We start from the raw sequence: 18,638 nt of genomic DNA on the forward strand, positions 1-18,638 counted from the left end.
GGATGTAAAAGGTCTGTGTTCAAATCGGAAAAAAACATTCTTTTTTTTATTGTCTCGCTGATCCTTGCAGGATGTTCGAACGAAAGTTTGCAGATTGACACTGTCGACACTGTCATAGTATTCGACTATGAAACTGAAAATTCAAAGCCGCTTATGAGACTTTCGCTGTGTGCGAATATGGGGTCGGATATTCGCCGTGTGGATCGCCTGAAGCTTGTTCATAAAGAAACGTCGTACCAATGGTTAATATTTACGCCGGATGCGTATGAAAATTCAAATTTGCGGACGGTAGGATACTCGTGGATTTCACCTGAAAACGGTATGCCTCTGCCGAAGGGAGAATATGTGCTGACCGTATACGATCCTGCCGGCAACGGAAAAGATATTTCGTTTAATATTTCGTACGATGATTTGATATATGAAAAGCGCCCCGGAGATTTTCCTGACGCTTTGGGGCCGGGAGCAAAAAAATATAACGCCTTATATGATAAAAACGGCTCTTTATTGTATTATGAGACTGACAAGACCGACGCGCACTCTGCCGCAGCGGAAATTCCGCCTTCGCACTCTGCCGCGCAGATTTCAGCCGGGCGGACCGCCTCAGAACTTGACGCGCAAATTGCGCCTTCGCAGACCGCGCTTGCGGATATTGCCATGCAAGCCGCGTCTTCGGACGACGAGGGGAACGATCGGTACGGCCTTTGGAATGCGGCGGACGGAGCCGTTATTATGAGAACTTGTTGGGCGACGGCGGACGAGAGCGTTTTGTGTGTTATGCCGTCTGTTTATAATTAATCGTGCGCAAAGAGCGCACTAATTGCCCAGCTCCTAAATCTGAAGATTTACTCGCTGTGCAATTTTAAGGGAACTGATATGGATAATGCGGGATCTGAAATTCCTTGTGAAACGCCTTTTCATAGAGCGATCCGTACCTATGTGCTGCGTAAAGGGCGGATGACCTCTGCGCAGCACCGCGACTACAAGGAACTTTCCGGGGTATGGTGTATCCCCTTTGACAATAAAAAACTTAATTTTGTTGAAATTTTCGGGAATATGAACCCTGTCGTAGTTGAAATAGGATTCGGCATGGGAATTGCAACGGCTGAAATAGCCCAGGCGAACCCTGAAATAAATTACATAGGAATAGAAGTACATACTCCGGGCGTAGGCAGCCTTCTGGGCGAGATAAGGCGAAGAGATCTTCATAACCTTTATATAATTCAATATGACGCGCTTGATGTCGTTGAAAACATGATAACCGACGCAAGCGTCGCGGCTTTTCACATTTTTTTTCCCGATCCGTGGCCTAAAAAAAAGCATCATAAACGTCGTCTTGTAAAACGACCGTATACGGAACTTTTTGCGAAAAAGCTTATCGAAGGAGGCTATGTGTACATGGTTACCGACTGGCTTGAATACGCGGAATTTGCTTTAAAGGAACTCAACGAGACGCCTCTTTTAAAAAATAAGTATGACGGCTTTGCCGAAATGCAGACATGGAGGCCTAAAACCAAGTTTGAAAACAAGGGAATAAAAGCCGAGCGAATTATATCCGAATTGTATTTCGTAAAACGCTAAAAAGACGGAGCAATACAGATGGCCGATTTGTTTGATATTGAAGATGCCCAAAATGCAAGCAAAAAATTTATGCGTATAAAGGAACTTTCCTCACTAATAAAAAAATACCAAAGATCATATTACAACGGCGAAGGAGAAATTTCAGACGCCGAATTTGACCGTCTATGGGACGAACTTAAGATTTTAGATCCTCAAAACCCGATCCTCGCTAAGGTAGGACAGGATTCCGGTAATTTTGCTAAAGCGCGTCACATAATGCCTATGGGGAGCCAGGAAAAAGCTGCGGATCCTGAACAGTTTCTTCTATGGGCCGAAAAGCATGTCTATCCTGAGTACCTTGTGGAATATAAGCTTGACGGAGCTTCTCTTGAGCTCCAATATGAAAACGGCGTTTTGATCCGTGCGGTTACGCGGGGAGACGGCGTCGTAGGAGACGACATAAGCGCGAACGCCCGTAAGATGCAGGGGGTAAAGGCCCTGCTTCGGGATAAGGATGAGAATCCGATTCCTTTTACCGGAGGAGTCCGGGGAGAAGTCATAATGACTCATGAGATTCATAAAACGTTTTTCTCCGATAAGGCAAACTGCCGCAATGCGGCAAACGGACTCATGCGGCGAAAAGACGGCGCCGGAAGCGAAAACCTTAAACTCATAACCTACGATGTGTTTGCAACGGGAACTTACGAGCCGTTTTTCGATGAAAAAGGAAAAATCGCATGGCTTACCCTGTGCGGATTTAACGTAGTTCCTCTTAAAATATGCCGCAGCCCTGAAGAAGTTATAGCCTACCGTTCGCAGGTTATGGAAATGCGGAAAAACTTGGAATACGATATAGACGGTCTTGTAATAAAGGATAATGTTATAAATCTTGAGGATGCCGGCCGCGCCCGTCCAGACAGACAGGTCGCTTTTAAATTCAGCCTTGAAGAAGCCGTGAGCGTCCTCCGTGCCGTCGAATGGAGCGAATCCGGCGCGACATATACGCCTGTAGCTGTTTTTGATCCTGTGGAAATCGCAGGAACCACCGTGCAAAGGGCGAGCCTTTCAAACCCTGATACGATTCGCGCTCTGAATATTTTTATAGGAAGCCACGTTACCGTAGTCAAGCGGGGCGAAATAATTCCTAAAATAGAAACCGCTTTTTCAGGCAAAGATCCGCTTTTCCCGATCGAATATCCTAAAACGTGCTCTTCATGCAAAACCTCTCTGGTAGATGAAGGAAGCCGGCTTTACTGTCCGAACAAGGATTGCCCCAAGCGTGTATTGCATCGTCTTATGAAATGGATAAGCGTAGCGGACATTCGGGACTTGGGTGAAACTCTTATCTCCGCCTTGTTCGATAAAAGAATCGTAGGTTCCATAAGCGACATATATAAACTTACGCCTGAAATTCTTACGCCGTTTTTTCTCAACGAAGAGAGTATAGCTTCAAATAAAACGTCGCTCGGCGCGCAAAAGGTTTGGCGGTCGATAAATTCGCATAAAACGCTTACGCTGCCTCAGTTTATAGCGGGCTTCGACATAGAAGGAATAGGCGAGGCGAACGCCGAAAAACTTGTTTCGGCGGGCATAAACACTCTTGAAAAAATGCTTGACGCTACGCAGGAGCAGATGGCGGAAGTCTACGGATTTGCGGATATTATGGCGCGTACGGCCGAAAAAGGACTTGCGGAAAATAAAGAAGAAATGCTTTTTTTGATAAATTCAAAAACGGTCGAAATTGTTCCGCCTTCGGGCGGAAAACTTGCCGGAAAATCTTTTTGTTTTACCGGAGAGCTTGTCACTATAAAAAGAGCCGACGCGCAAAACCTTGTAAAACAGGCGGGCGGTTCAATAAAATCGTCGGTTACAAAAGACTTATCGTATTTGGTCACAAACGATACGTCAAGCGGTTCTTCCAAAAATATAAAAGCCGCTTCTTTGGGAATCCCCGTGATTTCTGAAAAAGAGTTCCTTGACATCGTAAGAAGCTAGAATGAAAACCGGTAAAAAAATCCGTGCCGAAAAATTGATCGGCGGTCTTGCCGCTTCTCTTATAGCGGTTTTCGCTCTCGCCGCCTTATTCTTTTTTATTCAATTTATGCTTTGCTTTGCTTCGGCAAGGAATATCCCCGGGATCAACAATTACCCTTTGGTACGCGTAATGGTATACGGTTCGAGCTACGAACAGGACAGGTATACCGTGAGCGCTCGCATAAGTTTGCTTGATTCGGACAGCACGGAATTTGCGGTGATAGAGCGTTCGTGGAAAGGAACTTCGCTTTCGATACTGTTTTTGGGAGCTTCTTTTAGCGAAAAGACCGTTTGGTTTCCGTTTTGCGTTTCAGGTCATAATCCTTCCGAAGGCGTTTTTAACATAGGCCGAAAAGGAACAAAACTTTCTCCGTATTACAACGACAACGGACTTTGTCTTTTATTCGGCAGCCGGAATCCTGAAAAACTCCAAAAAAGTTTGATGCATCTTTTTGCGTACGCGGCGATAAGCCGTTTTCGTCCGTCTTCAAAACATTCCGCTCAAAAGGAAATAAACCTCGCCGAATGTGAAAACGGCGCAAGCTACACGATTTACACTGATTTTACCGGAGCGCTTTTTATTTCAAAAGATTAAAAAGGTCTCATGCCGTCCGGTTGACCTTTTAATTTTTTCCTTCTAAAGAAAAATTTTGCAAAAAAATATCGGGATTAACCGCTATGGAATTCAGCCTTACTTCCCAGTGCAAATGAGGTCCCGTGACCATTCCCGTAGCCCCCGAAAGGCCGATCCTTTCGCCTTTTTTTACTATTTGATTTTCTTTTACGTTTAGAGCGCTCAAGTGATAGTATACGCTGTAAAGACCTGGAAGATGCTCTATTACTACGCTGAATCCTGTGGTTATCCTGTTCTCCGCAAGGACTATTTTCCCTTCCGCACAGGCCAGAACTTCCGTCCCCTCGCGCACGCCGAAGTCTATCCCGTTATGAAGCGTTTCGGACGTTTTACCGGTAGAATACTCATAAATGCGCCTGTCGGCGAAGCCTGCCGTCCTTCGCTCGGAACTTACAGGCAAAATAAATTTTTCAAGGGAGTATACGGAATTTTCGTCAATAGTGTCGAAGATCTTATTGAGTTTTGCTATCTGTTCCATTCTTTCAGGCGAAGTGTCCTGCCTAAGCTGTGTGTTTTTTCCCGACAGAGGAATCACTTCTTCCGTAAATTTTTTTGCTTCCACCGTTACGGGCAGGGTAAATTCCTGTATTTCCATGCCGAACGGAGAATAAGTTACGGTAAGTGTGTATTCTCCCGCTTCCGCCTTTGATGAAAGCGGAAGTCCTACGAAAAATTCCGCACTGGCGGCGCTTTTTTTGGAGGGCGATATATTGAAGAAATCCGCCTGTACGGATCTTTTTTTGCCGTATAAAAGGGCCTTTGCCTTAGATCTTCCGTCCTTCGATTTTTTAATTCCTTTTGAGGCCGTAAATTTCATGCGGATAAAAACCGCGTCTCCCGGTTTTACCTTATCCGTGTACGACAGGTTTATGCCGTAGTTTTCTCCTTCATATATCGCCTTGCGCGCCACGTCGTTGCTAGTCGTAATACCTTCGGCCGCCGCGTTTTTCAGCGAAAATACAAGGATCAGCAAAAATGTAAATAAAATCTTAGTAGTTTTCATATTTTCCTCTGCTTTTTGCAAAAGCGCACTCGCGTACGCACACAGTGCGGCGCTTGTGCACGGGCTTATGGTTTTGGAACCGAATTTTTTAAATCTTCCAAAATGAGCTGCGGGGTTTCCATCCCGTTAAATAAATTCCTTGTGATATGAAAAAGCACGTCGAGCCGGTCTTCTTTTTCAAAATCTCTGTGGTACCTTTGCGCTCCCCCCCAAAACATTGCCGGCCACTTGTTTTTTCCGCAGTCGAAAGTGATTTTTAAGTGCTGCCTTTCGGTCTTTCCCATGATCTGAACGTCGGCTATTTTGAGGTCCTTGGACATAAACAAAAGCGGTTCGTTTTCCATTCCGAACGGTTCAAAGCTGTCTACGATATTCATTACGTCCGCCGTCATGTACTGAGCCGGAAGTTCCGCATCCACTTCAAAAATCTTTGCGTTTTCTTTTTCAAGCTCTATCGTCTGCGACAGTTTTTCAAGTTTTTGTAAAAACTCTTCAAGTTTGGATCGCTCAAAGTTAAATCCCGCTGAAGCGTCGTGCCCGCCGTAGTCAATGAAAAAATCGTCGAATTGGCTTAAAAACACAGGAGCGTTAAATCCCCGCGCGCTCCGCACGGAACCTACGCAGGTGCCGGTTTCCAAAAAAGCAACCGTAAAAGCCGGAACGTCCAATTCCTTTGCCAGACGCTGCGCCACAAGGCCGGTAACTCCTCTGGGAATCCTCTCGTCGATAACTATACAGAGTTTATTGTCGTATTTTGCAAGGCTGTCCCGCGCCGCTTTTTCCGCAAACAGCATGACTTCCGCCATAATCCGCTTTCGCTCGCTGTTTAAAGCTATTATTTTTTCCGCGATTACGGACCTTTCGTTTACCGTTTCGGCCAAAAAAAGTTTTATGGCTAAAGCGGGCTGACCGAGCCTTCCCGCCGCGTTGAGAACGGGCGTCACATTCCAAGAAATATCCGTCGCCGTGAGCTTTTTACCAGACAGATTTAAAAGAGCAAGCAGTTCGTTTAATCCTGGGCGGGTTTGCCCCGCGTTTATGGCGGAAAGGCCTTTTTTTATGAAGATTCTGTTTTCGTTTTTAAGAGGCATGATATCTGCGAGCGCCGCAAGCATAACCAATTGAAGATCTTTTTGTTCGGCTTTGACGTCTTCCGGAAAAATTTTTGCATTTTTTTTCTGGACAAAGCTCACGAACAGGTTGTAAAATCCTTCGATCTCCGTCGAAGGCTGTTCCGAATAGAATGCTATTTTTGACAGATCCTTCAGCGCCAGAAGGCTTTTTCCCGACACAAACGGGATGAGATTGGAAATTTCTTGCTGAAGATCCATAAGGTTGAATTCTATTCCGTTCCCGAAAATCCGTGAAAGCTGTTTTTTTACGACTCTTTCATCCCAGACAAAGATCTGCTGACCGTTTAAAAAAGGAAGCAATTTCGTGCGTGAAATATCTACGGTTCCGGGAATGATAGTTTCAAACAATCTGTCTTTTACGGCCAGATTTCTAAGTTTTATACACTCTATCGTGTATGCTTCGTTTACCGGCAGCACGTTCATCAAACATATGTCTTCTTTATACAGTTCGCTTTTCGTAAAGCGCAGCGCTTGCGTCAGCTTGTAAGCCACTGCCGCGCCTGAAATGTCGCGGAACGGATAACCCGAGTCTTTTATTTTAGGGTCAAGAATTATAGCTTCAGGCAGATTTTCTCCGGGATTATGATGATCGGTTACGATCACGTCGATGCATTTTTCAGCTGCGTACTCTACTTCTTCCCCCGATGTGATTCCGCAGTCGACGGTTATGATCAATGTTCCGTTTTTAGCTGCAAAAGCGTCGATCACTTGCTTGCTCAGGCTGTATGCTTGGTCGCCTGTTGGAATGCTCCATTGAACGTCCATTCCCATCTCTTTAAGGCATTCGTACAGAATAGTGGTGCTTGAAATTCCGTCTACGTCTCTGTCTCCGAAGATCAGAACTTTTTCGCCTTCTTCTTTTGCGGCGAGGATTCTGTCCACGGCGTCTTCCATGTCTTTAAACATGAACGGGCTGTGCTGAAAGCGCAGATCGTTTTCAAGGAAATACATTATGTCTTTTCCTTCCGTAATACCGCGCCGTACAAATATCGAAGCGCTCACCGGATCTATTCTAAATCGGGAACATAGGTCTTTTATAACTTCTTTTGAAACGGGTTTTTTATTCCAGAGTGCCACTAGCGAATTTCCTTGTATATCAGTTTTGCTTTTTCAACTTTTTTTTCGGAATAAGAAACGGATTTTTCGATAAGTTCCATAGCGGGAGAAAGGCATTGCTCGTCTTTGCCGTAAACGCTCATAATTGTTTCGCCTTTTTTTACATGATCGCATTCGCGTTTGTGAAGAATGATTCCCGCTTCGGCACATACCTTATCTGTGGTTTTATTTCGTCCCACGCCGAGATACACGCCTGCGAGTCCCGTCATATATGCGTCGATTTTCAAATAGCCGTCTTTTTGCGCCTTTAATTCCGAGCTGTGAACGGAACGCCGCTTACCGTTATCCTCAAGCAGGCGGGAAACGTCTCCGCCCTGGTCTTCTACGTTTTCAAGGAATTTTTTAAACGCCTTGCCGGAAGCTACCGCGTCTTTACACATTTCAAGAGCTTCTTTTTTAGTTTTCGCCTTTCCGGCGAACAACACCATTTCAGAAGCGAACGCGTATGTAAGCTCCATTACGTCTTCAGGGCCGAAGCCTTTAAGGCAGTCAAGCGTTTCTTCTATTTCAAGAAAATTGCCGATCTTGTTTCCGAGCGGAGTATTCATGTTTGTCATAAAAGCCGCAGCCTTTTTACCCATCGCCTGCGCCGTTTTTACCAGGTACGAGGCAAGGAGTTCCGCGTCGGCGACGGACTTCATAAACGCTCCCGAGCCGTATTTTACGTCGAAGACAAGCGCGTCGGAACCTTCCGCAACTTTTTTTGACAGAATGCTGGACGTGATAAGGGGAACGGATTCTACCGTTGCAGTTACGTCGCGGAGCGCATATAAGAGCTTATCGGCCGGAACGATTCGTTCGTTTTGCCCTGTCATGGCGAAACCCGTTTTAACGATCAGCTCTTTGAATTTTTTAGGCGAAAGGGAAGTCGTATAGCCGGTGACGGATTCGAGCTTATCAAGAGTACCTCCCGTGTGCCCTAAAGCCCTGCCGCTCATCATAGGAATTTGAACGCCGCAGCAGGCCGCGATCGGAGCAAGCGGAAGTGAAATTTTATCTCCTACGCCGCCGGTAGAGTGCTTGTCGACAAAGGGACCCGTAAGCCCCTTAACTTCCCGGTCGTGTAAATCTATTACTTCTCCGGAATGGAGCATACATTCGGTCAACGCTCCGGTCTCTTCGAACGTCATTCCGTTAAAATAGACCGCCATAAGCCATGAAGCGATCTGATATTCGGGAATTTTGGAGCTTACGTAGCCGTCGATAAGAAATTTTATTTCTTCCTTTGTAAGTTGAGTATTTCCCGCAGTTTTTTGTGTTCCGTCGGAACCCCGCACAAAGGTTCCGCGTTTTTTCATGATAATGTCCGTAACTCTCATAGTATCCCCAATCCCGATTCTATGGACTTAAGTCTTTGACCGGCCGCCGCTTCTATCATATAAAAGGTAAGATCGCGCATTTCATTCGCGGCCTTCGCCGTGCATTGCAGTGATCGTACTTCCTTTGGTTCAAGTTCCGACACCGCCGTAAGATAATGCAGCGCCTGTTTGCAAAGACGAAAGCCTCTTTTGTCGGGTGCGGAACATGACACGCATAAAAAGCCGTTTTCCGAAGGCATGTATATCGCTGCGGTCTGTGTGAGTTCCGCTATTTCCATCCGGCTGTATTCCGTCCTGCCGCTGCTGCCGTGTTCCGCCGGATTGCTTTTACCGTGTTCTGAGCCAGAATCGGCGGTATGCGAAAAAAAAGCCTTACCGCATGAGGCGCAAAAAGAAGTGTCCGGCCTTATCCCTAAAAGTTCAAGGTATCTCCACAAAAATCTTACGAGCCCCAGCCTTCCGCTGTCTTCATCGGATAATTCTATTCCGTCCAAAAAACCGTTGAATATTTTCCAGCACTCGCCGGCTGAGCCGCCGCATTTTGTCTTTATGACTATTTCAGACGCGAGAGACGCCGCCCATGATTTAAATAGACTTTCTCTGAACGTCTGATGAAAGTTTGTCACGTCGAAATCGGTGATTTTTACCGAATTTTTTACCGTGTCGCGGTACAAGTACATTTTTCCCCTGTTAAACGGGGAAACAAGCCCTCTAAGCTTGCTTTTAGGACCTCCGTACAGTATCGCATATACTATGCCGAGTTCCCTGGAAAATACACAGACGCTTCTGTTGTTCTCTCCCGAAGGCGATACAAAAAGTACAACCGCATCTGTGATCAAATTCCGGAGCATATTTTATTATATAATAAATATTGTCTTATGCAAAGGAGGGATAGAGGGGCGGCATAGTGCTAAATTTTATACATATTGTCATTGCGTTATACTTGCAAAAATACTGCACTGTATTATAATACTGTAATGTGAGGTTTGATATGGCGAGTACTTTAGTTCAAATTCGCGTTGATGAAAAACTGAAAGATGATGCGGCCGCCGTTTATGAGGGGCTCGGTTTGGATTTATCGACCGCTGTGCGTATTTTTTTTAAGCGCAGTGTTGCCGAAAACGGTATTCCGTTCAGTATGAAGTTGGGGAACGCCGACAGAGACGCAGTAAAAGCGCAGATTCCGCAAGGCATATTGTCTGCAATCCAGGAAATGACGCAAAACGCAGCGTTAAACGGCATTTCCGATATGAGCCTTAAAGAGATTAATGACGAAATCGATGCCGTTCGCAAAGGATAAGGCGCCCTTACACGCCGTTATCGATACAAATGTTCTTGTTTCCGCATTTTTAAAAGAAAATTCCGTTCCCCGCTATGTGATAGATTATATGTACGCGGAAAGGATCGTTCCGATTTATAATGCGCAAATTATTGCTGAATATTTTGCCGTACTGCATCGTCCGAAATTTTGCTTTCCGCCGGAAGCTGTCGATATCGCCGTGAATGCGATACAAAAAATTGGGTTAAAAGTCGACGGTGCAAGTGTAAAAGAACCTCTTCCCGATCCGAAAGATATTGTTTTTTATGCGGTTGCATTGAATGCTCGAAGACTGTTTGAAACGTATCTGGTTACGGGCAATATAAGGCATTTCCCGATACACCCGTTTGTGGTAACGCCGCGCCAATTTTTGGATATACTTGCTCAATAAATGCCTAATAAGGCTGCTATTCCGTTAAAAATTCTTCTAACGTATTTACAATTTCGCTGAAATTATTACGAAGGCGGTTCATCAATACTCTTGTGCGCTTACCGTCGTAGGGCAGCATGGCGCCTGTCGGCAAAAACAACTCATATGGTTCGACTTCAAGCGCGGAGGCAATAGAAGCAATTGTTTCAAATTTACCGACTTTCTTTTGATTTTCAATTTCGCTTATATATGCGCTTGTAATACCGGCTCGTTCAGCCAATCGTTCTTGCGTCATTTTTTTAGATAACCTTAATCGCTTTATATTTTCCGAATACAATTTTATTAATTCAATCTCATTCATGCTGTTATTATAAAATTACGATTTGTAGGAAAGAATATTCAAATCGTTATAATTTCACACCGATACGCCGATAATTATAGCTAATAGCTATTTTATGGGTGAAATTATTGTCTTTTAGCTAAGATTTATTACAAATAGTAAATGGGGCCGTTATGCCGGATACCGAAACACCTGAAACAAATGCGCTTAAGCAGCGTATTGAAACCATACTTGCAAAAGAGCCGGATTTTGTAGAATCGGCTGCCGATGAAAAACAGAAGCCGAGATTAAAAATTAATGTGATAAAGGATTATGCAGAACGCGGTGATATAAAACTGCTCGCACCCTTGCTCAAGAATACTTCAGTAAAAAAAGCCTTTTTTACCCCTATTCTGGACAGTTTTGTTTTTAATACGGTGAGGTTTAAAGAATTTTTAGAATATTCTTCCGCCTGTAATTCATATTCAAAATACCTCGGACAAAAAATCGGCTTGTATATGGGAGACATTCCATTGATCGACCGGAGCGAAGTTGTTTTGAATTTCCCGTTCAAAGATTGCGTACTGGAAGGGGCGGTCAGCGTAAAGAAGACGGTTTGGATACATATTTTGAATACGATGACAAAGAACATGGATATACGGAAAAAAAGAGCAAACGTCGAGAGGTGTTTTACAATGAGGTACTCGCCCGCGATGAAATAGACAGTTTGTTTTCCCCGAAGGCATTTTGCAACGCAAAGCGTTATGAATCGGGAAAATCTTCTCTTTGTAAAAAATTAAACCGCGATGCGGAACTGAATAAAAAACGAGGGCTTCCGGAAGATACCATCACCGATAATTTGATTATCAAAGGAAATAATTTACTTGCGCTTCATTCGCTTAAAGAAGAATTTGCAGGCAAGGTAAAGCTCATTTACATAGACCCGCCATACAATACAGGAAACGACAGTTTTGCATACAACGATAATTTTAATCATTCCAGTTGGCTCACCTTTATGAAAAACCGGCTTGAAATTGCACGGGAGTTACTGAAAGAGGACGGGGCAATTTTTGTACAATGCGATGACAACGAACAAGCTTATTTAAAATTGTTGATGGATGATGTATTCGGAAGAGAAAATTTTGTAGTGGATTTAATTTGGCGAAAAAAAACAGGAGGCGGACAAGATACGGCTTTTTTTGCAATTGAGCATGAGAATATATTAGTTTTTAAGAAAAAAGAATGGAAAATTTTCGAAGAAACAAAAGAAGTAAATGAAACAGATTTTATAAAAACAATAAATGGAAAATCTGCGAATCTGATAAAACTTGAAAAATGGGGAACGGCGCCATATAAAGAAGACCGTCCATCCCTATATTATGCTATCAAAGATCCCGATAACAATGATTTTTTTCCTACTGCGCCTGATGGACGAGATGGGCGATGGCGAAAAAAGCCCGAATCTCTCGATAAGAACCATATCTATTGGGATAAACGAAACGGCAAGTGGAAACCGTATGAAGTTTTTTATTTTGAAGAAGCAAAAGATAAAATTCAAAAAGAACGCAGTATTTGGTTGGAATATGGAAATACCACAGAAGCTGCGAATGAAATAAAACAACTATTTGATATAAAAGTTTTCCAAACTCCAAAGCCGGAAAAGTTATTAGAAAAAATATTGGCAATCTCAACTTCCGAATCCGATATCGTTCTCGACTACCATCTCGGTTCCGGTACGACTGCTGCCGTTGCGCATAAAATGAATCGACAATATATCGGCGTAGAGCAAATGGATTATATCGATACGGTTACGGTAGAACGGCTTAAAAAAGTCATTGAGGGTGAACAGGGCGGAATCTCTAAACTCGAGAACTGGCTCGGCGGCGGCTCTTTTGTTTACATGGAACTTGCCGAAAAAAATGAACAGGCGGTGCGGCTTATTTCCGCTTGTAAAAATCTTGAAGAGCTTATTTCCATATTCGACAAACTATGCAGAAAATATTTTTTACACTACAACGTCCGTATAAAGGAATTCCGCGAAGAAGTCAAAACCGATCGTTTTCAATCGCTCACATTGAAAGAACAAAAAGAGATGTTTTGCCGTATGTTCGATTTAAATCAGCTCTACATTAATGCGGATGACCGGCACGACGATAACTCTGGACTCAGCATGAACGACGTTGCAATTACGGAAGATTTTTACCGGCTATTCGGCAATAAGAATAGCTGCAACTAATACCGGATAATGGAATGGAAATGATGCTCTGCAATAAAATTCAAATGCAAAAAGAAATTCTTGATGAAAGCGATTATGCAATTCCTTTATATATTACGGATAACTTAAAATATCCGCTATATGACTGGCAGCGCACAGCTTTGGAAAATTTTCTCGTCAATGAGAAATTTCGTTCAAAACTTATTAAAAAAGATGAAATACTTTCACCGAATCATCTTATGTTTAATATGGCTACGGGGAGCGGTAAAACACTCGTTATGGCTGCATTGATTTTATATTATTACAAGCAAGGGTATCGAAATTTTATCTTTTTTGTTAATCAAAATGCCATTCTCGGAAAGACACAGGCAAACTTTATTGACACAAAGCATACTAAATATCTATTTAAAGAAAATGTCGTCATTGAAGGCAGACGAGTTGTATTTCGAGAAGTCGATATGTTTTCGGATTTCTGCGATGATATACAGATAAAATTTACGACGATTCAAAAACTGCATAATGATATTTATAAAGAAAGTGAAAACTCTGTATTGCTTTCGGACTTGCAAAAACGTGATATTATTCTGTTCGGGGATGAAGCGCATCACTTAAATGCAAGTACGGCAAAGAAAAAACAAACGACTCTTTCAGATGATATTTCTTTTATCGGAGAATTAAAAGATTCTGCAAAAGAAGACGATATAGAACGTTCGTGGGAACATACGGTGTGTCATTGTATTTTAAACAAAGACGGCAAAAACCAAAGCAAAAATAATAACGCGCTGTTGGAATTTACCGCAACGATTCCGAACGCACCTGAAATTTTGCAGAAGTATGAAGATAAAATAATTATCAAATTTGAATTGAAAGACTTCGTAGAAGCCGGTTGTACAAAACATATCCGCCTTGTTCGATCCAATCTTACATTAAAAGAAAGAATTTTACAGGCATTGCTGTTACATTGGTACCGTTATCGCATTGCGCTAAAAGCGGGAATTCCGAATTTTAAACCGGTTATTCTTTTTAGAAGCAAAACAATTGAAGATTCAAAAGCAGATTGCGGAAAGTTTATTGAATTATGCAAATCAGTAACAGCTTCCGACTTTAATTTTATTCATAATCTTTCAAAAATAACTATACCGGCAGAGGATTCAATTCCGTCATTATATACCGTTGACGGCAATATCTTTGAGCGGATTTTGGTATATCTAAAAGAAAATAAATGTTCTTTTGAAAATATTGTTGATTATATCCGTGAAAATTTTCAAGAGCGTACTATCATCATTACAAACAGTAAGACAAATAAAACCAAAAAAGAAAAAACCGATTCCGAAATTGACCGGCTTTTAAACAGTCTTGAAGATTATGATAATCATATTAGAGCAATTTTTACTGTACAACGCCTTACCGAAGGATGGGATGTACTGAACCTATACGACATTGTTCGATTGTATACGGGACGCGATACGGATACCAAAACACACAAGGCCGGCACAAGCACGACGAGCGAAGTTCAACTTATAGGGCGAGGAGTGCGCTATTATCCGTTTGTACATAAAGATATGCCAGTTAACCGCCGTAAGTTCGATGATGATATCCGAAATGAGCTGCGTATTTTGGAAGAATTCTATTTTCATTCCGATGAAGATCACCGCTATATCAATGAGTTATCGAATGAGCTTAAAAATAAAGGATTGATGACGGAAAAACGGACACAAAAGAAATTTTCTGTAAAACAGGAACAACAAAAAATTCTGCGCGGAATGTATTTATTTGTAAATGACAGGATTGAAAACCCTGCACGTAGACTAAAAAAACTCCCGGATGATTTTCAAAATCTTCCGCCGTTTGAGTATAGAATCATTATAAGTGCATATTCTGAAATACGGACAGTTGATTTTCAAAAAGAAGATATATATATTGCGGCTGAAAGCGGTCAATTAAAAACAGAAATCCTAAAATTTTCCGATATTCCGATTCATATAAAATATAAAGCGGTTCATCGCCTTAATGCAAATGCCGCTTCCTACTATAACTTTGAAAATATACTCCGACGATTTAATGTTCAGAGTATGGAAGAGTTTTTTGATTTTATAAAAGATGTAAAAATTATGATTACACACGATGCCGACGAATATGCAAATATCCCGAATAAAAAAATGCTGGAAATGTGTGAAAAATTTTTTACTTATCTGCAAAGTGAATTGGAAAAATTTGATAATCCGTATAAAGGAACTGATTTCCGGTTAGTAAAATTTTCGGATATGTTTTCGTTCGAGCCGGAAAAAGGGAAGGTATATTTTACTAAAGAAAAACTCATTTCCATCGATGAACAGGCACCGGAAACACAGGAAAACAAGAAATTGGAAAAAGATTTACAAGCCGCAGATTGGTATGCGCTTGATGCGTTTTGGGGTACAAGCGAAGAACGTAACTTAATTCAATTTATAAAAGACAGAGAATCAAATTTACTTGCGAATTATGATTCTTTTCAGTTACTCCGAAATGAAGAAGTATATAAGATTTTTGACTTTGATACCGGACGCGGATTTCAACCGGATTTTTTATTATTTCTGCACGGTAGGAAAGGAAATCCCAATGCCTATTATCAAGTCTTTATAGAACCGAAAGGCAGTCATCTTGCAGGAGACGACAACGACGGTTGGAAGCAGGATTTTCTGGAAGAAATAGGTAAGCGCTATGGGAAAGAACATGTCATTATGGAACGAAACAGTTCTTATTTGTTAATTGGTTTACCGTTTTTTAACACCGAAGACATAGAAATGGAACGGAGATTTAATGAGTCCTTTGATCAATTGGTGTTGAGTTACGGAAATCAGGTATAAATGGTTTTCTAGCGAGCTGCAATTGCCTATACAGCATTATAGTTATAATAACACGTGTTTTTTCACAAGGTCAGCTACAGAATTGACCAGTAGTACTGATAACCTGCGTATTCCTGTTCTTGTGGTCTTCGGTCCTACGGGGGCCGGAAAGACTGCCTTGCTGCGTTCATTGTTCGCCGCAGGCAGTCCTTATTTTTTTAAGGAAGATGCGAAGTCGTAAGCGCCGATTCCATGCAAGTTTATAAAGGAATGGACATAGGCACTGCAAAACCCGACAAGGCTCTGCAAAAAGAACTTTTACCTCCCTTGATCGATATATGCTCGCCTTCAAAACAATTTTCCGCTTTCGAATTCGTAAAGGCTGCAGGAAATCGAAGGTTTTAATAACGTTTCCTACAGCCCGTTTCCTTATTTTGCTAAACCGGCTTTTTTCATAGCCGTTGCGAGCGCTTCTTTGAACGCCGTAGACGTCATGGTCGCACCTGAAACCGTGTCGAGCTCTGCACTCTGTTTTTTAAGTGCCTGATCGGTCAGTTTCGCGATCGCTTCGGGGCCGATGCCGGGGGTTTCGGAGTGTTTGATCACTTTGATGTCCGTCATCTTGCCGCCTTTAACGGTAATCTGTACGCGAACCGTTCCGCCCATACCCTTGTCGGATGCGCCCATAAAGGTGTTGTTCGCGGCTCCCGACATACTCGTATAGTTGAAGATGGAACCGGATGCTGCAGTCGTTTTTTGACCGGCTGCAATCGCCTTTAATTCGGCTTCTTTTTCGGAATGCGTTTTCGTTGCGCGCGTAGAACCGCGAAGCGAAAAGTACGAAGCTTTGTCGGTCTTCGTCTTGTAGTTCGTTTCGGGACCGGCGAATGTGGGATCGAGAGCCGTGCTCGCCGTCGCAAATCCGTCTTTATCTACGGACGCGGCCGAACGTCCTGCGATATAACCTGCCGTGATGACGCGGCCAAGTCCGTGCACTCTCATACCGCCGGCGGATTCGCCCGCACAGAAGAGGTTCGGAATGAGTTTTCCGTGCAAGTCGACAACCTGCATTTTGTCGTCGACGCGCAAACCGGCGAGCGTATCGTGAATGTTCGACACCGCCCACAGCGCGTAGAACGGACCTGTTTTGATTTGGTTTTGAAGCGTGGTTTTTCCCCAATCGCTGTCTTTGCCCGCCGCGACAAACGAATTGTAGCGGCTGACCGTGTCGGCGAGGATTTTGGGATCCATCTTGATGTTTTCGTAGTATTTGTTGACGACTTTTTGTGCGAGTTCTTCAATCGTGTCCGCTTTGAACGCATAGCCGCCTTCAAAATCGAGAACGCCCTGTTCCATAACCCAGTCGTTGCGTTTTGCAGCTGCGTCGTCGACGATCGCCCATACCGGGCCGCCGTAGCATTCGGCGTTTCCGTCACCGTCCGCGTCGATAAACACGCTCGTTGCGGCGCTGTTCAAAAAGCGCTGATATTCGGGACCGGGGAATACGCCGCGGTAATCGTCTTCGTTGGCAAAGCGCTGACCGAGCATGTTGACCACAATCATGCTGTTGAGATCCATTTCAATGCCGGTTGCTCTCGAGAGTTTCCAGAGTTTGCTGTCTTTCATAAAGCCGCGGCCGTAGCCGTACTGACAGCCGATGCGGTTCGGCGCTTTCATCTGCGCACCGCCTTCGGACATTTGGTAGGACGACAGCGACATGAGCGCCGCGCCGATTTCCATTGCGGCGATTTCACCCGATGCATCCTGATCGGAGAATGGCATACCGCCCAAGCCATCGTATTCGGGGCCGAGGCGCGGATCGAACATCGTGCGGAACTGCACGTTGCCGGTCGAACCGCCGGTCGCGATGATAACGGCTTTGTTCGCTTTGATGTTCAGCGTTTCTTTGGTGCTGTCGATATTGCCGTCGGACATAAGACTCTTAAGCGGTGTGTTTTCGCCCGGAAGGACGTGGGGCGTATAGTGCGCCTGCACGCCGAGCACTTTTCCCGACTGACCGTTTTCACGGTAGATTTTGTCCATGTGATAGTTCAAAAGGAATTTTGCGCCCTTTTCGCGGACGGATTTTTCAAGCGGGCGGGTAACCGCAACGCCTGCGGCCGTCGTGCCTGTGTATTCGTTTTTCCATTCGCCGCTGTCGGAGTACGTCATGCGTCCGACGCTGTCCGGATCCGATCCGCCGTCGCGGTAGTAGTTGCGAACCATCGGTTCGATTTCCAAAATTTTAACGCCGTTCTTTAAGATAAAGTCGTAAGCTTTTGCCATGCTGTTCGCGACGGAGCGTACTTGAGACGTTTCGTTATAGCGCGAATCTACCGCTTGGCCTCTGGTATGATCGTAGTAATACAGGTCGGCCGAATCTTCGATACCCCATTCCTTTTGCGAAACCGTGCTGGCGCCGGAGTGAAGCTGACCTTCGCTGACCGCCGCGTGCCCGCCGACATCCCAGTTTGTTTCTACAAACAAAACCGATGCGCCGTCTTCGATAGCTTTGAGACCGGCGGGCAAACCCGCGCCGCCGGCACCGACGATGACGACGTCTGCCTGATAATCCCATTTAACTTTCGAGCCGCTGCTGCAGCCCACAGCCAATGAGAGCATCATGGCTGTGCACACAGATAAAACCGCAATTTTCGACAAAACGCGATTGTCCGATAATTTCATATATGCCTCCTAATAATACCTCTGCCAAAATCATGCGTCGAAGCGCATTTCCATGCACAAATATTGTATGTCTTTCGAATATTTTTGTCCAGAATATTTTCGCCACTCGT

The 18,638-nt window shown here is 43.8% G+C and carries 16 protein-coding genes; 10 read left to right on the forward strand and 6 right to left on the reverse strand.

Annotated features, from left to right (window positions below; genetic code table 11):
• The first annotated feature begins 15 nt into the window (after window positions 1-15).
• The 4 genes from HRI96_RS05300 (at window position 16) to HRI96_RS05315 (ending at window position 4,186) form a co-directional block, all read left to right on the forward strand.
• Window positions 16-795, forward strand: coding sequence for a hypothetical protein (locus HRI96_RS05300; protein ID WP_210118466.1), 780 nt, complete (start codon window positions 16-18; stop codon window positions 793-795).
• 78 nt (window positions 796-873) lie between these two features.
• Window positions 874-1,578 carry a tRNA (guanosine(46)-N7)-methyltransferase TrmB gene (gene trmB / locus HRI96_RS05305; protein WP_210118467.1) on the forward strand — a complete coding sequence of 235 codons (705 nt, stop codon included), beginning with the start codon at window positions 874-876 and terminating at the stop codon, window positions 1,576-1,578.
• An 18-nt stretch (window positions 1,579-1,596) separates the two neighbouring features.
• Window positions 1,597-3,552: an NAD-dependent DNA ligase LigA gene (gene ligA, locus HRI96_RS05310; RefSeq protein ID WP_210118468.1), complete on the forward strand. Its 1,956-nt coding sequence runs from the start codon at window positions 1,597-1,599 to the stop codon at window positions 3,550-3,552.
• 1 nt (window position 3,553) lies between these two features.
• Window positions 3,554-4,186, forward strand: coding sequence for a hypothetical protein (locus HRI96_RS05315; RefSeq protein ID WP_210118469.1), 633 nt, complete (start codon window positions 3,554-3,556; stop codon window positions 4,184-4,186).
• Between the two features lie 28 nt (window positions 4,187-4,214).
• Here the strand turns inward: HRI96_RS05315 and HRI96_RS05320 are convergent, their stop codons facing one another.
• From HRI96_RS05320 to recO, 4 genes are all read right to left on the reverse strand, one after another.
• Window positions 4,215-5,228, reverse strand: a complete 1,014-nt coding sequence (locus HRI96_RS05320; protein ID WP_210118470.1) for a M23 family metallopeptidase — start codon at window positions 5,226-5,228, stop codon at window positions 4,215-4,217.
• Window positions 5,229-5,293: 65 nt separating this feature from the next.
• Window positions 5,294-7,438, reverse strand: coding sequence for a single-stranded-DNA-specific exonuclease RecJ (gene recJ / locus HRI96_RS05325; protein ID WP_210118471.1), 2,145 nt, complete (start codon window positions 7,436-7,438; stop codon window positions 5,294-5,296).
• Window positions 7,438-8,796, reverse strand: a complete 1,359-nt coding sequence (locus HRI96_RS05330) for a thymidine phosphorylase (protein ID WP_210118472.1) — start codon at window positions 8,794-8,796, stop codon at window positions 7,438-7,440. The genes recJ and HRI96_RS05330 overlap by 1 nt, the downstream gene beginning before the upstream one ends.
• On the reverse strand, window positions 8,793-9,647 hold the full coding sequence (gene recO / locus HRI96_RS05335) for a DNA repair protein RecO (RefSeq protein WP_210118473.1): 855 nt from the start codon (window positions 9,645-9,647) through the stop codon (window positions 8,793-8,795). Before recO ends, HRI96_RS05330 begins: the two co-directional genes overlap by 4 nt.
• Window positions 9,648-9,787: 140 nt before the next feature.
• Here recO and HRI96_RS05340 point away from each other — a divergent pair, with 140 nt between their 5' ends.
• Window positions 9,788-10,096, forward strand: a complete 309-nt coding sequence (locus tag HRI96_RS05340) for a type II toxin-antitoxin system RelB/DinJ family antitoxin (protein ID WP_210118474.1) — start codon at window positions 9,788-9,790, stop codon at window positions 10,094-10,096.
• Entirely contained in the window at window positions 10,065-10,505 is a 441-nt protein-coding gene (locus tag HRI96_RS05345; protein WP_256729308.1) for a putative toxin-antitoxin system toxin component, PIN family, read from the forward strand. Before HRI96_RS05340 ends, HRI96_RS05345 begins: the two co-directional genes overlap by 32 nt.
• A gap of 16 nt (window positions 10,506-10,521) precedes the next feature.
• Here the strand turns inward: HRI96_RS05345 and HRI96_RS05350 are convergent, their stop codons facing one another.
• A complete protein-coding gene (locus HRI96_RS05350) occupies window positions 10,522-10,845 on the reverse strand; it encodes a helix-turn-helix domain-containing protein (protein ID WP_210118475.1) in 324 nt (107 codons plus the stop codon).
• Window positions 10,846-10,997: 152 nt separating this feature from the next.
• Here HRI96_RS05350 and HRI96_RS11730 point away from each other — a divergent pair, with 152 nt between their 5' ends.
• From HRI96_RS11730 to HRI96_RS11735, 4 genes are all read left to right on the forward strand, one after another.
• A complete protein-coding gene (locus tag HRI96_RS11730; RefSeq protein WP_256729309.1) occupies window positions 10,998-11,525 on the forward strand; it encodes a site-specific DNA-methyltransferase in 528 nt (175 codons plus the stop codon).
• Window positions 11,420-13,039 (forward strand): site-specific DNA-methyltransferase, encoded by a 1,620-nt coding sequence (locus HRI96_RS05355; protein WP_256729310.1) that lies wholly within the window; start codon window positions 11,420-11,422, stop codon window positions 13,037-13,039. The genes HRI96_RS11730 and HRI96_RS05355 overlap by 106 nt, the downstream gene beginning before the upstream one ends.
• Before the next feature lie 14 nt (window positions 13,040-13,053).
• Window positions 13,054-15,864: a DEAD/DEAH box helicase family protein gene (locus tag HRI96_RS05360; RefSeq protein ID WP_256729311.1), complete on the forward strand. Its 2,811-nt coding sequence runs from the start codon at window positions 13,054-13,056 to the stop codon at window positions 15,862-15,864.
• Between the two features lie 231 nt (window positions 15,865-16,095).
• Window positions 16,096-16,248: a hypothetical protein gene (locus HRI96_RS11735; RefSeq protein ID WP_256729312.1), complete on the forward strand. Its 153-nt coding sequence runs from the start codon at window positions 16,096-16,098 to the stop codon at window positions 16,246-16,248.
• Window positions 16,249-16,272: 24 nt separating this feature from the next.
• Here the strand turns inward: HRI96_RS11735 and HRI96_RS05370 are convergent, their stop codons facing one another.
• Window positions 16,273-18,528: an FAD-dependent oxidoreductase gene (locus tag HRI96_RS05370; RefSeq protein ID WP_210118476.1), complete on the reverse strand. Its 2,256-nt coding sequence runs from the start codon at window positions 18,526-18,528 to the stop codon at window positions 16,273-16,275.
• Window positions 18,529-18,638 lie beyond the last annotated feature (110 nt).

This window comes from Treponema parvum (genome assembly GCF_017893945.1).
Classification (GTDB): domain Bacteria; phylum Spirochaetota; class Spirochaetia; order Treponematales; family Treponemataceae; genus Treponema_D; species Treponema_D parvum_A.

What these genes read in the sequence shown, in the direction of transcription:
- trmB (WP_210118467.1), top strand. Translation starts at nt 874, where the DNA reads ATGGATAATGCGGGATCTGAAATTCCTTGTGAAACGCCTTTTCATAGA.
- ligA (WP_210118468.1), top strand. Translation starts at nt 1,597, where the DNA reads ATGGCCGATTTGTTTGATATTGAAGATGCCCAAAATGCAAGCAAAAAA.
- HRI96_RS05315 (WP_210118469.1), top strand. Translation starts at nt 3,554, where the DNA reads ATGAAAACCGGTAAAAAAATCCGTGCCGAAAAATTGATCGGCGGTCTT.
- HRI96_RS05320 (WP_210118470.1), bottom strand. Translation starts at nt 5,228, where the DNA reads ATGAAAACTACTAAGATTTTATTTACATTTTTGCTGATCCTTGTATTT.
- HRI96_RS05330 (WP_210118472.1), bottom strand. Translation starts at nt 8,796, where the DNA reads ATGAGAGTTACGGACATTATCATGAAAAAACGCGGAACCTTTGTGCGG.
- recO (WP_210118473.1), bottom strand. Translation starts at nt 9,647, where the DNA reads ATGCTCCGGAATTTGATCACAGATGCGGTTGTACTTTTTGTATCGCCT.
- HRI96_RS05340 (WP_210118474.1), top strand. Translation starts at nt 9,788, where the DNA reads ATGGCGAGTACTTTAGTTCAAATTCGCGTTGATGAAAAACTGAAAGAT.
- HRI96_RS05345 (WP_256729308.1), top strand. Translation starts at nt 10,065, where the DNA reads ATGACGAAATCGATGCCGTTCGCAAAGGATAAGGCGCCCTTACACGCC.
- HRI96_RS05350 (WP_210118475.1), bottom strand. Translation starts at nt 10,845, where the DNA reads ATGAATGAGATTGAATTAATAAAATTGTATTCGGAAAATATAAAGCGA.
- HRI96_RS11730 (WP_256729309.1), top strand. Translation starts at nt 10,998, where the DNA reads ATGCCGGATACCGAAACACCTGAAACAAATGCGCTTAAGCAGCGTATT.
- HRI96_RS05360 (WP_256729311.1), top strand. Translation starts at nt 13,054, where the DNA reads ATGGAAATGATGCTCTGCAATAAAATTCAAATGCAAAAAGAAATTCTT.
- HRI96_RS11735 (WP_256729312.1), top strand. Translation starts at nt 16,096, where the DNA reads ATGCAAGTTTATAAAGGAATGGACATAGGCACTGCAAAACCCGACAAG.
- HRI96_RS05370 (WP_210118476.1), bottom strand. Translation starts at nt 18,528, where the DNA reads ATGAAATTATCGGACAATCGCGTTTTGTCGAAAATTGCGGTTTTATCT.